The organism is Shewanella hanedai (assembly GCF_007197645.1).
Classification (GTDB): Bacteria; Pseudomonadota; Gammaproteobacteria; order Enterobacterales; family Shewanellaceae; genus Shewanella; species Shewanella hanedai.
Genome location: NZ_VKGK01000002.1, coordinates 47,347 through 68,155 on the forward strand (window position 1 = coordinate 47,347; position 20,809 = coordinate 68,155).

At 41.8% G+C, this 20,809-nt stretch carries 17 protein-coding genes; 6 read left to right on the top strand and 11 right to left on the bottom strand.

Translation table 11 applies throughout. The features are described 5' to 3' along the window. The first annotated feature begins 79 nt into the window (after window positions 1-79). From FN961_RS02085 to FN961_RS02095, 3 genes are all read left to right on the top strand, one after another. Window positions 80-3,292: a mechanosensitive ion channel domain-containing protein gene (locus tag FN961_RS02085; protein WP_229814612.1), complete on the top strand. Its 3,213-nt coding sequence runs from the start codon at window positions 80-82 to the stop codon at window positions 3,290-3,292. Beyond that, a complete protein-coding gene (locus FN961_RS02090; RefSeq protein ID WP_143562894.1) occupies window positions 3,292-3,990 on the top strand; it encodes a glycerophosphodiester phosphodiesterase in 699 nt (232 codons plus the stop codon). The genes FN961_RS02085 and FN961_RS02090 overlap by 1 nt, the downstream gene beginning before the upstream one ends. A 400-nt stretch (window positions 3,991-4,390) precedes the next feature. Beyond that, window positions 4,391-5,317 carry a D-2-hydroxyacid dehydrogenase gene (locus tag FN961_RS02095; RefSeq protein WP_143562895.1) on the top strand — a complete coding sequence of 309 codons (927 nt, stop codon included), beginning with the start codon at window positions 4,391-4,393 and terminating at the stop codon, window positions 5,315-5,317. A gap of 481 nt (window positions 5,318-5,798) precedes the next feature. On the opposite strand, the gene FN961_RS02100 is transcribed toward FN961_RS02095, so the two are convergent. Next, complete coding sequence (locus FN961_RS02100; RefSeq protein ID WP_143562896.1) at window positions 5,799-7,379, bottom strand: methyl-accepting chemotaxis protein; 1,581 nt, start codon at window positions 7,377-7,379, stop codon at window positions 5,799-5,801. A gap of 277 nt (window positions 7,380-7,656) precedes the next feature. Between FN961_RS02100 and FN961_RS02105 the strand changes: the two genes are divergently transcribed. Further along, window positions 7,657-7,848, top strand: a complete 192-nt coding sequence (locus tag FN961_RS02105; protein ID WP_143562897.1) for a bacterioferritin-associated ferredoxin — start codon at window positions 7,657-7,659, stop codon at window positions 7,846-7,848. A gap of 66 nt (window positions 7,849-7,914) precedes the next feature. On the opposite strand, the gene parC is transcribed toward FN961_RS02105, so the two are convergent. From parC to nudF, 7 genes are all read right to left on the bottom strand, one after another. Continuing rightward, a complete protein-coding gene (gene parC / locus FN961_RS02110; protein ID WP_143562898.1) occupies window positions 7,915-10,188 on the bottom strand; it encodes a DNA topoisomerase IV subunit A in 2,274 nt (757 codons plus the stop codon). Continuing rightward, window positions 10,188-11,348 carry a PQQ-dependent sugar dehydrogenase gene (locus FN961_RS02115; RefSeq protein WP_143562899.1) on the bottom strand — a complete coding sequence of 387 codons (1,161 nt, stop codon included), beginning with the start codon at window positions 11,346-11,348 and terminating at the stop codon, window positions 10,188-10,190. Before FN961_RS02115 ends, parC begins: the two co-directional genes overlap by 1 nt. Before the next feature lie 47 nt (window positions 11,349-11,395). Continuing rightward, the gene (gene parE / locus FN961_RS02120) at window positions 11,396-13,282 is read right to left on the bottom strand and encodes a DNA topoisomerase IV subunit B (RefSeq protein ID WP_143562900.1); all 1,887 of its coding nucleotides are present in this window, start codon (window positions 13,280-13,282) and stop codon (window positions 11,396-11,398) included. Between the two features lie 48 nt (window positions 13,283-13,330). Continuing rightward, window positions 13,331-13,909 carry a YqiA/YcfP family alpha/beta fold hydrolase gene (locus FN961_RS02125; protein ID WP_143562901.1) on the bottom strand — a complete coding sequence of 193 codons (579 nt, stop codon included), beginning with the start codon at window positions 13,907-13,909 and terminating at the stop codon, window positions 13,331-13,333. 184 nt (window positions 13,910-14,093) lie between these two features. After that, entirely contained in the window at window positions 14,094-14,933 is an 840-nt protein-coding gene (cpdA, locus tag FN961_RS02130) for a 3',5'-cyclic-AMP phosphodiesterase (RefSeq protein WP_143562902.1), read from the bottom strand. Between the two features lie 9 nt (window positions 14,934-14,942). Further along, complete coding sequence (locus FN961_RS02135; protein WP_143563132.1) at window positions 14,943-15,395, bottom strand: DUF1249 domain-containing protein; 453 nt, start codon at window positions 15,393-15,395, stop codon at window positions 14,943-14,945. Window positions 15,396-15,414: 19 nt separating this feature from the next. After that, the gene (gene nudF, locus FN961_RS02140; RefSeq protein ID WP_143562903.1) at window positions 15,415-16,038 is read right to left on the bottom strand and encodes an ADP-ribose diphosphatase; all 624 of its coding nucleotides are present in this window, start codon (window positions 16,036-16,038) and stop codon (window positions 15,415-15,417) included. A 312-nt stretch (window positions 16,039-16,350) separates the two neighbouring features. Here nudF and tolC point away from each other — a divergent pair, with 312 nt between their 5' ends. Continuing rightward, a complete protein-coding gene (tolC, locus tag FN961_RS02145; RefSeq protein ID WP_143562904.1) occupies window positions 16,351-17,682 on the top strand; it encodes an outer membrane channel protein TolC in 1,332 nt (443 codons plus the stop codon). A gap of 102 nt (window positions 17,683-17,784) precedes the next feature. Here tolC and FN961_RS02150 read toward each other — a convergent pair whose 3' ends face one another. From FN961_RS02150 to FN961_RS02160, 3 genes are read right to left on the bottom strand one after another with little or no spacing between them, the layout of a single operon-like run. Then, window positions 17,785-18,534 carry a TIGR04219 family outer membrane beta-barrel protein gene (locus FN961_RS02150; RefSeq protein ID WP_143562905.1) on the bottom strand — a complete coding sequence of 250 codons (750 nt, stop codon included), beginning with the start codon at window positions 18,532-18,534 and terminating at the stop codon, window positions 17,785-17,787. A 7-nt stretch (window positions 18,535-18,541) separates the two neighbouring features. After that, the gene (locus FN961_RS02155) at window positions 18,542-19,513 is read right to left on the bottom strand and encodes a DUF2333 family protein (RefSeq protein WP_143562906.1); all 972 of its coding nucleotides are present in this window, start codon (window positions 19,511-19,513) and stop codon (window positions 18,542-18,544) included. 30 nt (window positions 19,514-19,543) lie between these two features. Further along, window positions 19,544-20,020: a copper chaperone PCu(A)C gene (locus FN961_RS02160; RefSeq protein WP_143562907.1), complete on the bottom strand. Its 477-nt coding sequence runs from the start codon at window positions 20,018-20,020 to the stop codon at window positions 19,544-19,546. Window positions 20,021-20,052: 32 nt separating this feature from the next. On the opposite strand from FN961_RS02160, the gene FN961_RS02165 reads away from it, so the two are divergent. Then, complete coding sequence (locus tag FN961_RS02165; protein ID WP_143562908.1) at window positions 20,053-20,790, top strand: enoyl-CoA hydratase-related protein; 738 nt, start codon at window positions 20,053-20,055, stop codon at window positions 20,788-20,790. The last annotated feature ends 19 nt before the right edge of the window (window positions 20,791-20,809 follow it).

Genomic DNA, 20,809 nt, shown 5'->3' on the forward strand with positions numbered 1-20,809 from the left:
GAAAATAAATCGCCAACGATACAATATTCCGTTTTATTGGTAATATAGCGTTAATCGATTTCCCAACCAGCATCTTGTTATGTTTCTAGCTATTCGTTCTATTTTACTGCTCATCGTTTTCATCTTTTCCGTTACCACTAGCGCAGCGAACCCTTTAGACATAAACAAACGCTTAGGATTAAACCAATCTCAAGCCGGAGAACTGACAGCTGAGGAAAAACTAACCCACTTAGAACGTGCTACCCATGAACTTGTTGAAGTAGAGCAGAGCTATTTAGATACAATTAATAATTATCAAAGTCACAAATTGAGCATTGAGTATCAATTACAAGAAGCTCAGGCGCCATTAACCTGGTCAAAAAACCAAGACTTCACACAACAAGCCTCATTGGCATATTTAAGATTGTCTGAGCTAAAAGAGATTGAAGCCGAACTCAACGCCAAAATTACAACTCTCCTCAAGGAACATAACCAGCTTCCCAGCAAGATAACCAGCGCAAGAAAGACCTTATTAGCCCACAACAAAAATAAAATACAAGAAACGGGCACCATAGAGCAAAAGTTACTTACTGCGCAACGGCAGCTGTATATTCAAACACTTTCAACACTCGAAGCCGAACTTGCAAGCAGTCAAAAGCGCATCAGTCTTAATCAGCTGCAAATGCAGCTTGTTAGAAAACAATTATCTCAGCAAGAGAGCTTAATTGAAGCGATCAATAGCGAGATGGCTGAACAGCGTCAGCAAAAAACTGACTCCACCATAGCCAAGAGTCTTATCGAAACATCTAATGAAACGAATCCGTTAACTCAAGAGTTGAGCCGGAAAAACCGTGAGTACGTGGATGAATTAAAATCATTAACCCAACGCACTAATCAAGCGGTTAAACAACAAGAAAATGCTGAAAACCTATATCAACAACAAGCTAAACAACTCACCAATATCCAACAGCAAATCAGTTGGATTAAATTAAACTCGGCCTTTGGTGAGCGTTTTTTACAGATTCTCCAATCGCTTCCGGCTCCTCCAGATCAAGACAAACTACAAACACTTATTGCTAATAGCAGGCTAGTTAAATATCAATTAGAGCAAGATCAGACGTTAAATAACCAACAAATTCTATCGTCAGGCTCATTTACTCTTCTTCAGAACCAGCTACTAGAATCACAACACGATTTGTTGAACCAGCTGCTTCAAGGGTATGAGTTGTATTTGAGTGAACTCGCCGATCTAAGAATCGTCTACGAACAACTTACTCAGCAAAACCTAACCCTCAAAAGTACGCTCAACGAGCACCTATTTTGGGTACCGAATGCAAACTCAATGGGGAAGTTGTGGTTCACTGATGTACTGCAAAGCACCCAATGGCTTATTAGCCAGAGCCCGATAACACAAGTATCGACATCTATCAGTGTTCAAAGTGAACTCTGGTCATGGTGGCTAATACTATTAATTATCAGTTTTATTGCTCAAGACATTTTGACTCCAAAGTTTCATAAAGCCATGATTCAGGATGTGACATTTGTAGGGAATGTAACTCAAGATAGTTTCTTCTATACCTTAATGGCGCTAATCAACACATTAATGTACAGCATCATCATCCCTTCTCCGGTCATACTTGCCGGCGCAATCATGTTGAAGTCGGAACTCAATATCGTTTCAGCCATCGGCATGGGAATATTGGCTATAGGTTTAGTTTTCTTTGTGTATCGCTTTACCTATTTACTCGCCCTGAATAATGGTTTGCTCATTGGTCACTTCAAAGGACATGAAGGGATTATTCGTCAAGGTCAGGTAAAGCTAAAATCATTTGTAATCATGACCATCCCTTTCTTCGGGATAATGGGATTTACAGAGGTTATAAACAATTCTGTATTAAGAAACAGTATTGGCAGAGGAGCTTTTATCATCTTCTGTATTTTATTGCTTATGTTCTACAAAGAGATAGTGTCACTGTCCAAAAAAGAGCACCTGACCCTTCAAGATGGTAAGAATAAGAAATTACTGCAGCGGTTTATCTGGTCTGTACTCATTCTCGTGCCACCGATATGTGCAGTACTGGCTTTCAGGGGATACTACTACACAGCTTTCCAGATGCTGTTGCAGTTACAGATGTCTTTGTTACTCTCTCTTGGCTTTATGTTGGTTTACCAACTCATAAAACGTTGGATGTTAATTGAGCGTAGACGTATCGCATTTGATCGCGCTAAAGCGCGACGAGCTGAAATATTATCTCAACGAGAGAAAGGTGAAGAAGCACTCAATAATAATGACTCTCTTGATACCTACGAAGAGCCTCAAGTTGATTTAGAGACCATTTCCAGTCAATCCCTTGGATTAGTCCGCTCACTACTCATTTTAGCCTTCCTAGTAATTCTGGTCGGATTGTGGACCCAAACTCATACAGCACTCTTCTCTTTACTCGATGGAGTCACGTTATGGACCAGTAACACGACAATTAATGGTATAGAACAACCGCTACCTATCACTTTAAAATCCTTGCTATTAGGGCTGATCATTGTCGGCTTCTCACTCATGATCGCCACCAATTTACCAGGCCTCATCGAACTGACCATTTTACAAAGACTGGATCTGACTCAAGGTACTGGCTTTGCTATTACGACAGTCAGTCGTTACTTGGTCATATTCTTCGGTATATTGAGCGGTTTCTCCACTTTAGGCATGGAATGGTCAAAGCTGCAGTGGCTCATTGCTGCACTCTCCCTAGGCCTAGGTTTTGGCTTGCAAGAGATCTTCGCAAACTTTATCTCAGGCCTAATAATATTATTTGAAAAGCCAGTACGAATTGGCGACACAGTGACGATACGCGACCTAACAGGAACAGTAAGCAAGATTCAAATTCGTGCCACGACTATTATCGACTGGGATAGAAAAGAGATCATTATCCCCAACAAAGCGTTTATTACAGAACAGCTAATTAACTGGTCGCTTTCTGATCCGATAACCCGAGTTATTGTCTATGTTTCCGTGGCACGAGATTCAGATCCTGCCCGTGTAGAAGCTTCACTATATCAAGCCGTGAAGATGTGTGATGAAGCGCTGGCAATTCCAGAGCCAGAGGTTTGGTTTGCTGGATTTGGTAAACACACTCAAGATTATGAAGTTAGAGCTTATGCAAAAGACATGAATACGCGATGGCCACTTCGCCATAAATTGCATAAAGAGATCAGTAAAAAACTGCGTGAAAATAACCTCGAATTGGCTTTCCCACAGCTGGAAGTTCATATTAATAATACCCATAACAAAGACACTCAAGGAATCATTAGAACCTAATGATTATTTTTGCACACAGAGGAGCGAGCGGCTACGCGCCTGAAAACACTTTAGCCGCCATGGAAAAAGCTATTGAATTAGGCGTAAAGGCCATTGAGTTGGATATTCATAGTGTTGAAGGAGAGTTATATGTCTATCACGATAGAAGACTCGATCGCCTCAGCAGTGGTAAAGGTATCATTGATCAAGTATCTAGAGACTACCTTAATACTGTTTCAGTGCACAATGAACCAATACCAACTCTTATGACCGTAATGGCTTACTTAAGTAAGCACGATTGTATGGTGAATATTGAATTAAAAGGAATGACCTGTTTAGCCCCATTCATTGCCCTTTATCCCACACTGTTAAATGAATTAAACTTTAAAACAGAACAACTCCTTATTTCATCGTTCCACCATAGATTTCTGCTGGAATTTCGCGAGGCTTTTCCTAACGCTTACATCGCCCCCTTAATTGAAGGCGTACAACTTGACAACACTTATGCAGCATTACGATTGGGCGCACATTCAATCAACTTAAGCCTAAGCTTTATCAATCAAGAGCTTATCAATGAAGCGCACGCTAAAGGATTAAAAGTGTTTGTATATACCGTCGATTACAAGGATGATATTAAAATGCTATCAAATATGGGGGTTGATGGTATATTTACTAATTACCCTGATAGAGCGTTCAAAATTCTAGAGGAAAGAAGGTAATCACGCCTAAACTTTATTTAAGTAAACTCTAACTTGGCGATTTTTCTGTACCCAATACCTATACACAAACTATTAAGATCACAGACCATAACAGCCATGGAGCAGGCAGTTTTGCCATGCTCTAGCTAGTAGTGGGCAGTCGGTCACGATTTGTATCGTCACAAGAAAGATAGGTACGTTTACAAAACTAAACTTACCTAGAGTGAAAGAGCAGAAAAATAATCTAGCCTTAAATTCTATTGGCATCAGCCTAAATAATGGCAAATAAACAAGCTACAATTGATATAGACAACGAGCTCAATCAAGGATGTAGCAAATTAGTAACTTGATGAAACATTGAAATAATATGCTACACAATCAGGTCTATTAATAAACTGAGTTTAAAATAATTGGAGAAAGTATGAGACACAAGTTGCTATTACTCACTAGTAATAATGAACGCTACCGGGAGTTGCTTTCCTCTTGCCACCTGCCCGAGATCGTTTTACTTGGTGATGAAACTAGCAATATTTTAGAAGCCAACATTTGGCTAGCAGAACCTGCGCTAGCTGCACCTTTACTCCCTCATGCTAAGAACTTAACTTGGATGCAGTCGACCATTGCTGGCGTAGACGCTTTAGTAAAACCTCGACAACGGAAGGATTATCAGTTGACCAATGTCAGAGGGGTTTTCGGTCCTCTCATGAGTGAATATCTTTTCGGGTATCTACTGGCACATCAGCGTGAACATCAAAAATATAAAAACCAACAAGCAGAAAAAATTTGGCTTCCTGGTAACTTTAAAACCTTGCAAGGCCAAAACTTGCTTCTTTTGGGTACTGGCAATATAGCGAAACATCTTGCTAAAACAGCCAAGCATTTTGGTATGAACGTCACAGGGATAAATCGAGGCGCTAAACCAACACAAGGATTCGATAAGGTCGATACTTTAGCCAATATCTCTCATCACCTTACTCAAGCCGATGCTGTCGCCAGTATATTACCTAGCACTTCACAGACTAGAGGCTCGCTCAATGCCGAGCTTCTCTCCCTTATGAAACCTGGCGCTATCTTTTTTAATCTAGGCCGAGGGGATGTACTGGATCTTGATGCACTCTACATGCAGTTAACTAAAAATAACGATCAACATGCCATATTAGATGTCTTCAACCAAGAGCCCTTGCCAAAAGAACACCCTATCTGGACACTGGATAACGTGATCATTACACCACATATCGCAGCACCAAGCTTTCCAGAACAAGTCGTAGAGATATTTTCTAACAATTATCACAAGTTACTTCAGGGTGAACAATTATCCCATGAGGTAAACTTCGCTCGAGGCTATTAACGTTAAAACAGCTGCGCGAGTTTAATTCTAGGCACTTCAGAATAGAAATGGTTACTTTCTTTTAATCGAAAACAACGAAATGAACTAACGAAAATCCTTTTAAGAAGGGGATGAATACGATCCATTCTGCGTTATTGATTTTACCAAGTGAGTAACCAATAGCTACAATCAATATAATCACCATGGATGATGTGAATGTGAGTCATACACAACTATATGAATATAGGAGGTAGAGTAACGCAGGGGCAGTTACTGAGGATGCTAGAACTGAGGAGCACATTGTAAACCTTACCTAGAGCACATTAAATCCCCACTGAATCCTGCACTTCCAAATAGTTTAGTTATAGAGCACGAACTTCAAGCTTGACTACATTCAATAGGCATTCAGCCGAAGAGTATTCTGTTTTTGTACTTGTAAAAAAATAGGAAAAGCCTTAGCTTTCCCTATTTTTATCATCATATTCTCTCGTTTGAGTTCGCGTTAGAGTGTTTGTTCCTGACTACGCTTAAGGAACTGCTCTACTAATGCTTTCTGAGAGTTGATATTTGCCACCACAACATGATTCAATTCTACCATCTCGTTACCTAAATCATTAGATGAGCCATTTAACTGAGATATATTCACCATACTACGATTAACTTCATTTGAGACGCTGGACTGCTCCTCGACGGCGCTCGCGATGTGATGGGTCATATCTGAAATAGAGACAATTGCCTCTTTAATTGTTCTCAATGCATTACCAGCTTGTGCGGCTTGATCGACACACTGTGTCGCCGAGTCTGCGCCTTGATGCATACTCTGTACAGCCTTTGCTGTCCCTTGCTGCAACAGGTTAATCATAGTCTGAATTTCAGTTGTAGAGTCATGAGTTCGCTTAGCCAACGCCCTAACCTCATCTGCGACAACCGCAAAACCTCGTCCCTGCTCACCAGCTCTTGCAGCCTCAATAGCCGCATTTAGTGCGAGTAAATTCGTTTGCTCTGCAATACTTTGAATCACATCAAGAACAGTACCAATGCCTTTACTCTGCTCCTCGAGGTCTGTGATAACCAATGAGGTTTCAGTTAGCTGAGTTGACATCAACTCTATAGAAGCTATCGTCTGTGTCACAATAGCATCTCCCGCATTAGCCTCATCAGAAGCCGATTGAGATGAATTCGCTGCATCGGAACAATTTGAAGCCATATCACCTAAAGTCGCAGTCATTTGCTGCATTGCAGTAGCAACCTGTTCTACTTCAAGGGTTAATGAATCACTATTACTCTTGACCTCTTCACCTTTACTCACTGACTCAGTTGCTTTAGAAGCAGATTGTTCACATGAATCAAGAGCACGGCCCAACATCGCTTTCATTTCAGATGACTGCATTCTTAACGCTAACTCTATCTGAGCAACGTCATCTGTGTGACCAGTATAAAGGTAAGACATTAACGGATTAGTATAGATGGCCTTACATTGATCAATAATGGTCTTATATCGCGCCAATAAAACATTCAAGCCAGCCACTAAGATGACAGCCGTCAGTGCAAACAAACCAATACCAAGCATGCCAGATTCAATTGCAACGTATAGCATTGGCAATAGAGCAATAACGGCAAGCGTCATCAGCTTACTTGGTAAGCTCATTACTCGCTTTAATTTAGCAACACTGCCCTTGTCGTTTAGCTCTTTGTACGCTGATTCAGCTCGAGTGATCTGCTCGGATGAAGGTTTGGTTCGTACCGACTGATACTCAACCACCTTCCCGCCTTCCGATATGGGGGTAACAAATGCATCCACCCAATAATGGTCTCCATTACCACAGCGGTTTTTAACCATTCCTTTCCAAGGATGCCCCCCCTTAATCGTACTCCACATGTCTTCAAATGCCGCTGGGGGCATGTCAGGATGGCGCACCATGTTATGAGGTTCACCAACCATTTGATCTAAGGGGTAGCCTGCAACATCACAAAATGAAGGGTTTGCATATTTAATGATACTGCTGGTATCAGTTGTCGACAGTAGTATCCAATTGGCTGGATAATCGTAATTTTTTTGAGTGACGGGTAAATTTTGTCTCATGCATAGCTCCACTAAAATAGTGTTATCTTTTCTTTACTTGCCCACCATAGTAACTACTACTGATGAAAAAAACGACATTCCACGCTAAATTGATACGAAAAAACGATTCATAATGCTGCAAGTAGGTTTGAATTAAACTTTTTACTATTAATAAATATAGTTCACTGTTATTAAAAATGAGTCACTAGTTTTCGTAGTAAATAAAAATCACCAGCTATTGGCATTGAGAATCATTTTCATTTATACTTGTATTAATAAATATTTCAGGTGCCAATCAATGTACGTTTGTCTTTGCCATGCTGTGACCGATACTCAGATCAAAGAAGCTGTCAGCCAAGGTGATGGCTCATTAAGTGATGTGAAAAAACGCTTAGGTGTCGGTGATCAATGTGGTAAATGTGTCAAAATGGCTACTCAAATAATCCAAAGACAATTAGATGTTGAGCCAAACTACTATGAAGTAGCCTGACATTGCCTACAACCTATACAAAAAAAGCTGCCATTGGCAGCTTTTTTTGTACTATATAAATTGATATTACTCTGGTAACACAGGAGAACCCTCACCAAGTTCAACACTATCAACACGTTGAAGTCCTCTTGGAAGTTTAGCCCCACGTCTACCTCGCTCACCTCTGTAATGCTCAAGATCACTTGGCTTAAGAGTCAGCTTTCGTTTACCGGCCCAAAGTGTCACGCTAGTATCTTCTGGTACAACATACAGATGCATCAGCAGCTCCTCACGAGCCTTAGCACGCTCTCCAGGTATACCGATAATCTTATTCCCTTTACCTTTAGACAACTGAGGTAAAGCCTCCATCGAAAATAGCAGCATTCTGCCTTCGTTGGTTATGGCCAAAATTGATTCAGGTTTAGATCTGTCGACTAATTTAGGTGTGATAACTTTCGAATTAGCTGGCAGTGTCAGTAATGCCTTACCCGCCTTATTTCTAGATATCATATCCTTATAGGAACCAACGAACCCATATCCAGCATCGGAAGCTAGCAGATAGAATTTGCCTTCATCACCCAGCAGTACATGCTCCATAATCTCACCAGGAGAAAGGTTAAATCGAGTCGTGATCGGTTCGCCCTGACTTCGGGCAGAAGGCAGAGTATGGGTTTCTGTGGCAAATGCTCGACCGGTCGAACCGATAAATACACTGGTTTGATTGCTTCTTCCCATTGCCGAGCAGAGGAAGTTATCACCAGATTTATAAGATAGAGCTGTTGCGTCGATATCATGCCCTTTAGCACAACGTACCCAACCTTTTTCTGACAAGACTACCGTAACAGCTTCCACTGGCGCTAACTCATGTTCAGTTAATGCCTTAGACTCTCCACGCTCAATTAAAGGAGAGCGCCTGTCATCACCGTAGGTTTCACCGTCTTTTATCAGCTCTTTTTTGATCAGCGTCTTCATTCGTCTGTCAGAACTTAACAACAACTGAAGTTTATCTCGTTCAATTTCCAGCTCTGATTGCTCGCCCTTAATCTTAAACTCTTCAAGCTTTGCCAAATGACGTAGCTTAAGATCAAGAATCGCGTCAGCCTGCAACTCAGATAATTCATAACGAGACATCAACTCCGCTTTGGGGTCTTCCTCATAACGAATGATTTCAATAACTTCATCGATATTCAAAAAAGCGATCATTAACGCATCAAGAATATGTAATCTAGACAAGATCTTATCAAGTCGATGTTGAACGCGACGTGTCACAGTGTTGAAACGATATTCCAACCATTCAGTCAATATCTGCAGCAGGCCTTTTACCTGTGGTCGGCCATTTAGCCCTAGAATATTCAGGTTAACACGGAAAAATTTCTCTAAATCGGTTGTTGCAAATAGATGAGCCATCACCTGATCACAATCCACTCTATTCGAGCGAGGCACCACGATCATTCGAACTGGATTTTCATGATCAGACTCATCTCTAAGGTCGACCACCATAGGCAGTTTTTTAGCCTGCATTTGGCTCGCTATCTGCTCTAAGATTTTGCCACTACTCGCCTGATGAGGTAAAGCCGTGATCACAATCTCGCCGTTTTCAATCGCATAAACGGCACGCATCTTTATCGAGCCGCGGCCTGTTTCATAAATCTTTACGATATCTGCAGCCGGAGTAATGATCTCAGCTTCAGTCGGATAATCAGGCCCAGGGACAAACTCCATTATTTTGGCTAAATCAGCTTTAGGATTATCAAGCAGCTCAACACAAGCTGACACTAATTCACGGGTATTGTGTGGCGGCACATCTGTCGCCATACCAACGGCAATACCAGTAATACCGTTAAGTAAAATATGCGGTAAACGAGACGGAAGCACCAAAGGCTCCTTCATCGTACCGTCGAAATTCACGCCCCAATCTACTGTTCCCTGACCTAATTCACTAAGCAAAACCTCAGAAAACTTAGAGAGACGGGCTTCGGTATAACGCATCGCAGCAAAAGATTTAGGATCATCGGGTGCTCCCCAGTTACCTTGACCATCAACCAAAGGGTAACGGTAGGAGAATGGTTGAGCCATCAACACCATCGCTTCATAACAAGCACTATCACCATGGGGATGGTATTTACCCAATACATCACCAACAGTACGCGCTGATTTCTTATGCTTAGACTGAGCAGATAATCCCAGTTCACTCATGGCATAGATAATACGACGTTGCACAGGCTTAAGCCCGTCACCGATGTGTGGCAACGCACGGTCCATGATGACGTACATGGAGTAGTTTAAGTAAGCATCTTCCGTGAAGCGGCGCATCGGCATTTGCTCAACGCCGTCGAGGCTCAAATCTATCGCATCACTCATTATTCATTATCCTGTTTTGGCTCAGGTTCAATCTTTTCATTAATAGGTTCTTTGTAAAATAAACGATAAATATTGCCTTTCAGATCATCAGAGATGTACATGGCTCCATCTGGAGCCGTCAATAGAGAGTAAGGTCTGGCAACAGGAAACTCTCCATCTAAAAAGCTAATAAGGGTACTTCTATTCACTACCTTGTTATTTTCAATCTCAAGCATCACCACTTGATAACCAATTTTACTGGAACGATTCCAAGAACCGTTTTCAGCAACAAACATCTGATTATGATATTTTTCAGGAAATTGTTTACCACGGTAAAAATGCAGTCCCATAGGAGCTACATGGGCAGGAAGTTCAAAATTAGGCAACGTAATCTTTAAATTTTTTGGTTTCTCGTAGGCGGGTTCAAGTACAGATGAAGCATGGAGATAGGGGAAGCCATAGTGAGCGCCTATCTCTTCAACACGATTAATCTCATCCGGTGGTAACCTGTCTCCCATCCAATCTCTACCGAGATCGGCAAACCACAAACTGCTATCTTCAGGAGACCAATCAAAACCAGTCACATTCCGGATCCCTAACGCAATCTGCTCGCTACTGCCGGTCTTAATATCGATAGCAATAATGCTGCCGAAAGGGTCTTCAGCTACACACACATTACATGGGGCACCAATGGAGACGTATAAGCGCCCGTCGGGACCAAAATTGAGTGCTCGATGACTCTTCTTGGTCTTGCCGGGCAAGCGATCGTAAACCTCTTTGCCCCTACCAGGACGCCTTAATCGATTTTCGATATCGACAAAGCGAACAATACGCTCCTCTACAGCAGCATAAAGATCACCATTATAAAAAGCGATTGCTTCAGGATTATCAAGCCCCTTCGCAACCACATAACGCTTATCAACACGACCATCTTGATTGCTATCGACTAATGCGAGTATGGTGCCTTTTTTATAGGAACCAACAAACAACGTACCTTTATCTCCTAATGCCATCTGTTTGGCATCACCGAGATCTGAGGCATAGAGCGTTAGGCCAAAGCCTTTAGAAACTGTGATCATTTTAGGCTGTGAGGCAGCCTGTATCGACAGGCTAAAAAGCCCAGAGATACAAGCCCAAAACAAGTAAGTCCACCTATGATTCTTTGTCTGATTCAACAACATTATTATTATATAAGCCTAATTCAATATTGATTGGCACAATAAACGGTCTAAAAGTCGGCTAGGTCACCCTTAGTTTCTAACCAAATCTTACGATCTCCAGAACGTTTTTTAGCAAGTAACATATCCATAAGAGCCATCGTATCATCTATATCATCGATGGTTAACTGCACAAGCCTACGCGTATTAGGGTCCATTGTAGTCTCTCTGAGTTGAAGTGGATTCATCTCACCTAGTCCTTTAAAGCGAGTCACCTGAACCTTGCCTTTCTTTTTATCCGCGATGATGCGATCTAAGATACCTTCCTTTTCCGCTTCATCAAGTGCATAAAAGACCTCTTTACCCACGTCAATACGGAACAGTGGTGGCATAGCGACATAAATATGTCCGTGTTCCACCAACACCTTATAGTGCTTCATAAACAGCGCGCACAATAGAGTCGCAATGTGCAGTCCGTCAGAATCCGCATCGGCTAATATACATATTTTACCGTATCTTAGCTCAGAGATATCTTCACAATCAGGATCACACCCGATGGCGACAGAGATATCGTGAACCTCTTGAGATGCCAATACTTGGCTGGCATCCACTTCCCATGTATTTAAAATCTTGCCTCGAAGCGGCATGATTGCTTGAAACTCGCGATCTCGAGCTTGTTTTGCACTCCCGCCCGCAGAGTCTCCTTCGACTAAAAAGAGCTCGCCTCGCATCGGGTCTTGACCACTACAATCTGTCAGTTTCCCTGGTAATGCAGGTCCTGAAGTGACTTTTTTACGCGCCACTTTTTTAGCTGACTTTAGACGCTTTTGTGCATTGTTAATGCACATATCTGCCAGCGCTTCAGCAAGCGTCGTGTGAGTATTCAGCCAAAGACTGAAAGAATCTCTTAGAACTCCTGATACAAATGCAGAACATTGACGACTCGACAATTTCTCTTTTGTTTGACCTGCAAATTGTGGATCTTGCATCTTTACCGACAGGATAAAACTACAGCGATCCCAAATGTCTTCAGGGGTTAACTTAATCCCTCTTGGGATCAAGTTACGGAATTCACAAAACTCCCGCATAGAGTCCAGCAAGCCCTGCCTGAAACCATTAACATGAGTGCCGCCTAATGGCGTTGGAATCAAGTTAACATAGCTTTCATTAAGGTAATCACCGCCTTCCGGCAACCAAGTTATCGCCCAATCAACCGCTTCATTATTACCTTTCATAGCACCAACAAAAGGCTCTTCCGGTAACATTAATGAATCTTTAGTTGAGGCAATCAAATAATCTGTTAATCCACTTTCATAGTACCATTCAGTGGTTTCATCAGTTTGCTTATTAACGAACTTAATCTTTAATCCAGGACATAAAATGGCCTTGGCTCTTAACAGATAAGTCAATTTAGGAATCGAGAAGTTTGCGGAATCAAAATAACTTGGTGTTGGCCAAAAGTGAACCCGTGTACCTGTATTACGTCGGCCACAAGTTCCTGTTTCGGTTAGATCTTCAACCTTATCACCATGCTCGAATGCCATCTCGTAAACGATGCCATTTCGACGCACGCTTATTTCAACTCGACTAGACAAGGCGTTTACAACAGAGATACCGACTCCATGTAGACCACCGGAGAATTGATAGCTGTCATTAGAGAATTTACCACCAGCATGGAGTTTCGTTAAGATAAGCTCCACACCTGGAATACCCTCTTCTGGGTGTATATCGACAGGCATACCACGGCCATCATCGATAACCTCAAGAGAGTTATCTTTATGTAAAATAACTTCAATTTTAGTTGCGTGCCCCGCCAATGCTTCATCGACGCTGTTATCGATGACTTCCTGACCCAAGTGGTTGGGGCGCGTGGTATCGGTATACATACCAGGGCGGCGTTTTACAGGATCCAGTCCATTTAGAACTTCAATTGCATTTGAGGTATATTGATTTGTCATGGCACACATATTTTATAGTTATTAAGGCCATGTTGCGGCCCTGAATGGTTATTTGTCAAGAAACAGAAATTGACAGATCCTTTGTAACTTCTCTTCATAGCCGATAAAGCTATGATCACCGCCTGCTTCGAGTAAGATTTGGCAACAATGATATTTCTGAACGGCTTGTCGATAATCAAGTACTTCATCACCCGACTGCAGTAACACTAAAAAGCGATCAGGATTTAGGATCACTTGGGTATTAAATTCTTTTACATCATCTTTATGCTTAGCGACAACTTGATAATGCTCATCAGTATAAGGGTTATATTGGGGCCCTATAAACTCATCGAACAACTCAAATGGTTTGACAGCAGGGTTAATCAGTACGCCTCGCCCACCGTATTTCTCGACCAAGTAACTGACGTAATAGCCGCCAAGAGATGAACCAATAAAGGTCAGAGCCTCGCCTTTTGCTAATGCTAACTCAACAATCGAAGATAACAAGGTCATGCCATCTGTAGGGTCAGAAGGTAATTGAGGCTGATGGAAAATGATATCAGGATAAAATTCAGCCATAAACTGAGCTGTCACTAACCCCTTTTCTGATAAAGGAGAACTATTAAACCCATGTATATAGAGCAGCATAATTCCTCATACATAAGATTATGCAAACGCCATATAATCATATGATATCAATTTAATTGAATTTCAAAAACTCACAAAAGATCAAGAGGAATGCTAACACTTGCTTGAGTATCTACCAAGTACATAGGTAAATTAAGTCGCTCTAAACCATAAATTTGCTGTAAAACAGCGTTACTCTACACCTCTAATAACCGTTAGCACTGTTATCCGGTGAAAAATGCTCACCTGGTACCCGATAAATATTGGTTTCGATACTGCCATCAGCGTTAAGTTCAAGTAGACGGTAACCTGGCTGAAGTGCATCCAAGGCAAAATAGGAAGATTTAGGTTTAAACTGAATACAGGTAGACGGTGTTGCCATGAGTTGTATTGGACCAAAGTGTCCTGAATATTCTTTGTCTATCTGCTGATGCACGTGCCCCCATAGTAAACCTTTCACTTGTGGAAGCAGAGCTACTTGTTCAAGAAACTCATTACCGTTACTCATCCAATGCTGATCCAACCAAGCACAATTAACCAAAATAGGGTTATGGTGCATCACAAGTAAGATGTGACGCTCAGGCTCATCCTCGGCAGCCGATTTGATAAGCTCAAGCTCAGACTCTGACATAAAGCCACCAGGCTTACCGTGAACAGTTGAGTCCAGCATAATAATTTGCCAGCTGCCGGCGAGAATACGTCTTTTACCTGAAATTTTAGGGCCCTGCATATTCAATCGCATGATCCTAGGATCATCATGATTACCCGGCAAATAATGACAAGGAAGGCCTAACGGAGAAATGGCTTTGACAAAGTTATGGTATGACGCTGCAGAGTAATCTTGACTGATATCTCCAGATGCTAGCATGAAGTCAGCAGAGCAATGATCTGCACCTATGGTGTCCAGAACCGCTTGCAAACTAAGGGCTGTATTCACTCCTAATAGCTGAGCATCATGATCGGCAAACAGGTGGGGATCCGTAACTTGTACGATCTTCACGCTGGCTTCAACATCAATGGAATAAGAGATGGCCTCTTCTAACACATTCTAACCCTAAGATTTTGACAGACAATTGGTACTCATATGACCACCAATCTTTAATAATTCTTCCAGAAAAGCATTCACTTGATACTTCTCGTCACGATGGTACATACGTATATTTGGATAATCATATACTGGACTTAGCTGAGAAATCTGTCGACTAGTTAACACTTCTGCTAATTTAGCATCATGATAAACACGAACTGTTACACAAGGTACATGAATATAGTCAGATTTACCTACGCTCCTTGAGATCTCAATCAACTGGGTATAATTAGTATTCTCAATTAAGCGAACACTCAAACTGCCCATCTTATCTTCAACCAACCAGTTATCGCCTTGACTAGCCTGATCAGGTAACCACTTCAATATATAAAAGTAGTTTCGCCCACAAAGAGCTAAAAACTTATTGATGTCGGGTTGATACCTCTTATGGTTCAACTGGCCCTTTTGAGGGTTTACCATCTTACTCAATACTATCTCCTCACCTCACTGAGGTTTCAGGGTTATTTTGTAGGCAAAGATAGTTCAACTCAAGCCATTGAAGCCCTATTACTGTCGATGCATTATTAATTATACCATCTTTAACTAAAGTGAAAGCCTCTACCCGACTCATGACATGCACCTGTATATCTTCATTTTCATCATCGAGTCCATGAACACCTTTAGCCAAGCTCGCATCGACATCAGCCCAAAAGAAGTCAAACTTTTCACTTGTACCACCAGGGCTGGCAAAATAGCTAGAAACTAAGTGCACCTGTTTCGCTTTAAGCCCTGATTCCTCTAACAGCTCTCTGTGGGCAACATCCTTTGACTCTTCTCCGGGCTCAATCATCCCTGCGACTAATTCGAACAACCAAGGTGTTTGCCCTGAGTGAATAACGGGAATACGTATCTGTTCAATCAACACCACTTGGTCTGTTTTAGGATCATAAGGAAGAACCACAACAGCGTTGCCTCGCTCAAACACTTCTCGTTTAACTTCCCCGCTCCAACCACCTTTGAATAATTTATGCTTAAATCGATATTCATCCATGGTAAAGAAACCATTAAATACGTTCGTAACTTCCAACAACTCGATATCTTGACGATTAAATCTCTGTTTCATTCCCATACCTCTATTTATCCAGTCATACACAAACCTGAATGAAAAATAATAAAAAATACCTACAACACAAGACTAGCGCCAATTTAGAGAGAAAAAACATAATTAAAATCAAAAACTGTTACACTTCCAAGTTGACTTAAAAACAGGTAATTTCTTAATATCTATCTTTAAAAGATTATCACCATTAAGTTTAGATGTATCGGGAAGCGTCGGGAAGCGCAAACCGCCTCTCATTTATGTGTGAGGTATCATTTAGCTCTACGCAGTTAATTTGCTCCTCCAGTGGAGGATTTTGTCTAAAAAGGACAACTAATGAAATTCAAGATCCGAACGATATGTGCAGCCCTTACGCTTGCAGCAGCAACCTCAGCGGTTCAGGCCGATGACTTATTGCAGATATATCAACAAGCTTTAACCAGCGATCCTATTGCGCAACAAGCCCAAGCTCAACGTAATGCACTCTATGAGAAAATAGAAGAAAATCGCGCACCTTTACTGCCAACTATCAGCGCAAGCATAGGTTATGGTAAAAGCTGGCACGATGAAGAGAATCAAGCACAAACTGATGCAAGCGGACTCAATGGCGGTGTAACCCTAAATCAAGTCATTTATGACCATAGCGCTTGGGTTGGTTTAAGTTTAGCAGAGCTTGCCGCTTCTCAGGCTGACTCAGTTTACGCTTCAGCTCTACAAACCTTAATTATTCGTGTCACCAATGCATATTTTGACGTGCTTTCAGCGAAAGATGACTACGAATTTAAAGGGTCTGAAAAACGCGCTATCGAACGTCAACTAGAGCAAACCAAACAAAGATTTGCGGTAGGCCTAACGGCTATAACAGATGTACATGAAGCTCAAGCACAGTACGATCTGTCTCGCGCATCTGAGATTTTAGCTGAAAACCAGCTAAACAATAGCTACGAAGCACTACGTGAGATCACCGGTGTTGAACATAAATCTATCGATATTTTAGACACGCTGCGTTTTACTGCAATAACGCCATCGCCAGCACTTCCAAGTGATTGGTTAAAAATGGCCGAAACCAATAGTGTCGATTTAATGACAAACCGTATTGGAAAAGACATAGCCAAAGAGACCATCTCTCTTTATAAAGCGGGCCACATGCCTTCTTTAAGCTTAAATGCAGGTTACAAAACCAACATAGAGCAAAAAAGTAACAGCAATAGTCAGAATGATTTTGATGATGCCAATGTTGCACTACAACTCAGCATCCCTCTTTTCCAAGGCTTTAAAGTTGACTCTCAAGTCAACCAAGCTCAATACCAATTCGTAGAAGCCAGCGAAAAGTTAGAGCAAAGCCATCGTAAAGTCGTTAAAGATATACGTAACAACTTTAATAACGTGGGCGCATCAATCAGCTCTATCAAAGCATATGAGCAATCAGTGGTTTCATCTGAAAGCGCGCTCAATGCAACTCAAGCAGGTTTTGAAGTAGGTACACGTACGATTGTTGATGTACTAAACCGTACCCGAGACCTTTATGATTCAAAGCGTCAGTTGTCAGATGCACGTTATAGCTACATCAAGTCGATTCTGGCACTGAAACAAGCGGCAGGTACTCTAAACGAAGATGACGTTATCACCATCAACAGCGGGCTAATAGCACCGACTGTAACGCCATAACCGTCCGATGTCAGTTTGGCTATTACAGCAAACGTTAGACAATAAAAAACCGCCAACTCATTCGAAGAGCTGGCGGTTTTTTATATCTTTAGCAAGGAGGGATTAGAAAACTAATTCTACACCTGCAAAATAGCCATTGAATTGAGAGTTTACACTCACGCCATCAAAGTCATTCACATCGAAGTTAAAGTCACGGTAACCAACACGCAGCTTAGTATCAAGCGCAACACCGTCAAACTCCCAACCTAGGCCGACAGAGTAATCGTACACACTGGTCTCATCGACACCTAACATCACTTCAGCAAAGCCGTATAGGCCTAAACCAGGAATGCCCACTTGTGCATCAGCGTAAGCCATCACAATGCCGCCATCGAGATCTTTCTCAGATGATACACGGCCTTGGGTTGCGGTGTGGTTAACACGCAATGAACCGCTCATCTTCTTATAGGCAGCACCTAAATCCAATGCAACCAAATCATTATCTAACAGCTCATAATAGAGAACGAAGTCTGTATTACTTAAATTTGTGCTGGTGTTTACATCACCACTAAAGGTTGTTCCACCAAAGTCAAAACCATCAACCGTAGCACTGCCATCGGCATCTAAACGGTTTTCACGGATCTTAACGTTAGGAATTAACGGAATTGGATGCTCAATCGCAACCCAAAAACTGCCTTGCGATGAAGAGCTGTAATTAAAATCTTGCTGTGCTTGGCCATTCTCAGCAAAAGTACCGCTAGTATCAGCTTGCCAATAATCGCCACCCACTTTAAAACCAACAAGTGTTGCAGCCTGTGCAGAGGTGACAGCTACAGAACCCAATAGCGCACATGCTAGAATTGTCTTTTTCATTTTGTAATTAACCTTTCGTCAATAAGTTATTTAAATCAATTACCGCTGCGTTAGCGCGGGAAATATAGTTAGCCATCACCAACGAGTGATTTGCTACAAGCCCAAAACCAGAACCATTTAACACAATAGGACTCCAAACGGCTTGCTGTGTTTCTTCCAGTTCACGAATAATCTGTTGTAAACTGACTTCTGCATTCTTCTTTTGCAATACATCGGCAAAGTCGACTTCAATCGCTTTCATAAAGTTGAGCAGCGCCCAACTCGCTCCACGCGTCTCATAGAAGACATCGTCAATCTGCCACCAACTTGTTTTTATCTGTCTACTACCAAGGTTTGGGGTAGACTGTGACGCTTCACTATCGCCCGCAAGATCGGTATTCAAACGCTCTTGTCCAACGCTCGCAGACAAACGCTGAGACATGCTGCCTAAACGTTTCTGAACCTCTTTCAGCCACTCATTTAAATTATCTGCACGCGCATAAAATTGTGCGTCTCGATTATTTACGTCGCCAATTTTAGCACGATAAACTTTCAGTAACTTAATGGCCTCTTTATATTCGCCTTCGGCACTGGGAACCAACCAACTCGTATGCTCAATATTAAGTTTAGAATGGGCGGCAAGGAGATCTTTGTCTGCAGTGGATTGCGATTGAGAGCGACTAAACTCTTTACGCATAATTAAGGCAAGATCTCTCGCTTGCTCCAACGCCCCGAACTCAAATGCAGGCATGTTGTCCATAAAAATGGCAGGAGGTAAAATATCATTGGATAACCAGCCGCCGTTCTTACCTAATAAAGTCTCCATGGTTAATATTAATGAGGTTGTAGTAGCATAACCAACCACCTCATCGCCGTTTGCGACAATTAACTCTTGGGGCTCAATGACATCTGGCTCGATGCTCGCCCAAACACTGACAAAATAACCGATTAAAAGTATCAGTACGGCAATGCCAGCACCTTTTTTCCATGTCATTTGCATCTATTGCGCTCCTTTATATTCCAAATATCATTAATGATGATGCTCATGGCCATCCATTTTACCCATACCTTGCTTACTTACCTTTAAGCTAATCGGTAACTTGCTGCCATCATCAAACTGTAAAATGAGTTCTACACTGTCACCTGTGACCAGTGGCTGATTTAGCCCTAATAACATCACATGCTCACCTGACTGACTCAAAGTTAACGTACCGTGCTCAGGAACCTCAAAGCTTGGTACCTGACGCATCTTAACCATGCCATCTTCTTCCAACACGGTATGCAATTGTGCTTCGTTAGCAAAGGCCACTTCAACACCAATCAAATTAATACTAGGCCCATGATTCATCAAGGTAAAATAAGCTGCGCTATTGGGAACGCTGGGGGGCATAGCTCTAACATGCCCATCCACTAGCATAACATTAGCTAAAGAGGAGAAAGAGATTGACATCAAGGCGACTAAGTTAAACACTTGTTTGAATATTTGTTTCAATGTAATAAACTCCATTTAACCCCATTCGTCTAAGAGGATACAACGACATGAGTACAATTCAGGTTCAGGATGAGCAAGGCGTTAGAATCATTACCATTAACCGCCCTGAAAAGCGTAACGCACTCAGCCTTGAGATGTATACTAGCCTCACAGAATACCTTATCCAAGGTGAGTCGGACAACGCAATTCATGCCTTTTTAATCAAAGGCCAAGCAGATTGTTTCACTTCAGGCAATGATGTTACTGACTTTTTAACAAATAGTAACTTGGATGCAGAACATCCTGCTTTTCGTTTTTTATTTAGCCTCTTAGACCTAACTAAACCCATTGTAGCCGCAGTGACGGGGGCTGCAGTCGGTATCGGCACAACCTTATTACTTCATTGCGATCTCGTTTATGCTGCACCATCTGCAAAATTTCAGTTACCTTTTATTAATTTAGCGCTTGTGCCTGAAGCTGGTGCAAGTTTGCTGCTACCCCAGCTTGTTGGCTTACAAAAAGCATCTGAACTTTTACTCCTCGGGGAGAGTTTCAACGCTGAAACCGCCAAGTCACTCAATATTATCAATGAGCAGATATCCGATGACATGATATTTGAATACTCGTTATCTAAAGCCATTAAACTTGCTGGTCAGCCTCCTCAAGCATTACAAGCAACCCGTGCCTTACTTCGCCCCAATAAAGAATTGGTTCGAGCACAGATGGAGATGGAACTTAAAGAGTTTGAAATAAGATTAAAAAGTGATGAAGCTAAGATGCGATTTCAGGCTTTCCTGAAAAAATAGTGACCGAGTTATGAATGGT

Coding starts and splice junctions, on each gene's coding strand:
- FN961_RS02085 (WP_229814612.1), top strand. CDS start 80: ATGTTTCTAGCTATTCGTTCTATTTTACTGCTCATCGTTTTCATCTTT.
- FN961_RS02090 (WP_143562894.1), top strand. CDS start 3,292: ATGATTATTTTTGCACACAGAGGAGCGAGCGGCTACGCGCCTGAAAAC.
- FN961_RS02095 (WP_143562895.1), top strand. CDS start 4,391: ATGAGACACAAGTTGCTATTACTCACTAGTAATAATGAACGCTACCGG.
- FN961_RS02100 (WP_143562896.1), bottom strand. CDS start 7,379: ATGAGACAAAATTTACCCGTCACTCAAAAAAATTACGATTATCCAGCC.
- FN961_RS02105 (WP_143562897.1), top strand. CDS start 7,657: ATGTACGTTTGTCTTTGCCATGCTGTGACCGATACTCAGATCAAAGAA.
- parC (WP_143562898.1), bottom strand. CDS start 10,188: ATGAGTGATGCGATAGATTTGAGCCTCGACGGCGTTGAGCAAATGCCG.
- FN961_RS02115 (WP_143562899.1), bottom strand. CDS start 11,348: ATGTTGTTGAATCAGACAAAGAATCATAGGTGGACTTACTTGTTTTGG.
- parE (WP_143562900.1), bottom strand. CDS start 13,282: ATGACAAATCAATATACCTCAAATGCAATTGAAGTTCTAAATGGACTG.
- FN961_RS02125 (WP_143562901.1), bottom strand. CDS start 13,909: ATGCTGCTCTATATACATGGGTTTAATAGTTCTCCTTTATCAGAAAAG.
- FN961_RS02135 (WP_143563132.1), bottom strand. CDS start 15,395: ATGGTAAACCCTCAAAAGGGCCAGTTGAACCATAAGAGGTATCAACCC.
- nudF (WP_143562903.1), bottom strand. CDS start 16,038: ATGAAACAGAGATTTAATCGTCAAGATATCGAGTTGTTGGAAGTTACG.
- tolC (WP_143562904.1), top strand. CDS start 16,351: ATGAAATTCAAGATCCGAACGATATGTGCAGCCCTTACGCTTGCAGCA.
- FN961_RS02150 (WP_143562905.1), bottom strand. CDS start 18,534: ATGAAAAAGACAATTCTAGCATGTGCGCTATTGGGTTCTGTAGCTGTC.
- FN961_RS02155 (WP_143562906.1), bottom strand. CDS start 19,513: ATGCAAATGACATGGAAAAAAGGTGCTGGCATTGCCGTACTGATACTT.
- FN961_RS02160 (WP_143562907.1), bottom strand. CDS start 20,020: ATGGAGTTTATTACATTGAAACAAATATTCAAACAAGTGTTTAACTTA.
- FN961_RS02165 (WP_143562908.1), top strand. CDS start 20,053: ATGAGTACAATTCAGGTTCAGGATGAGCAAGGCGTTAGAATCATTACC.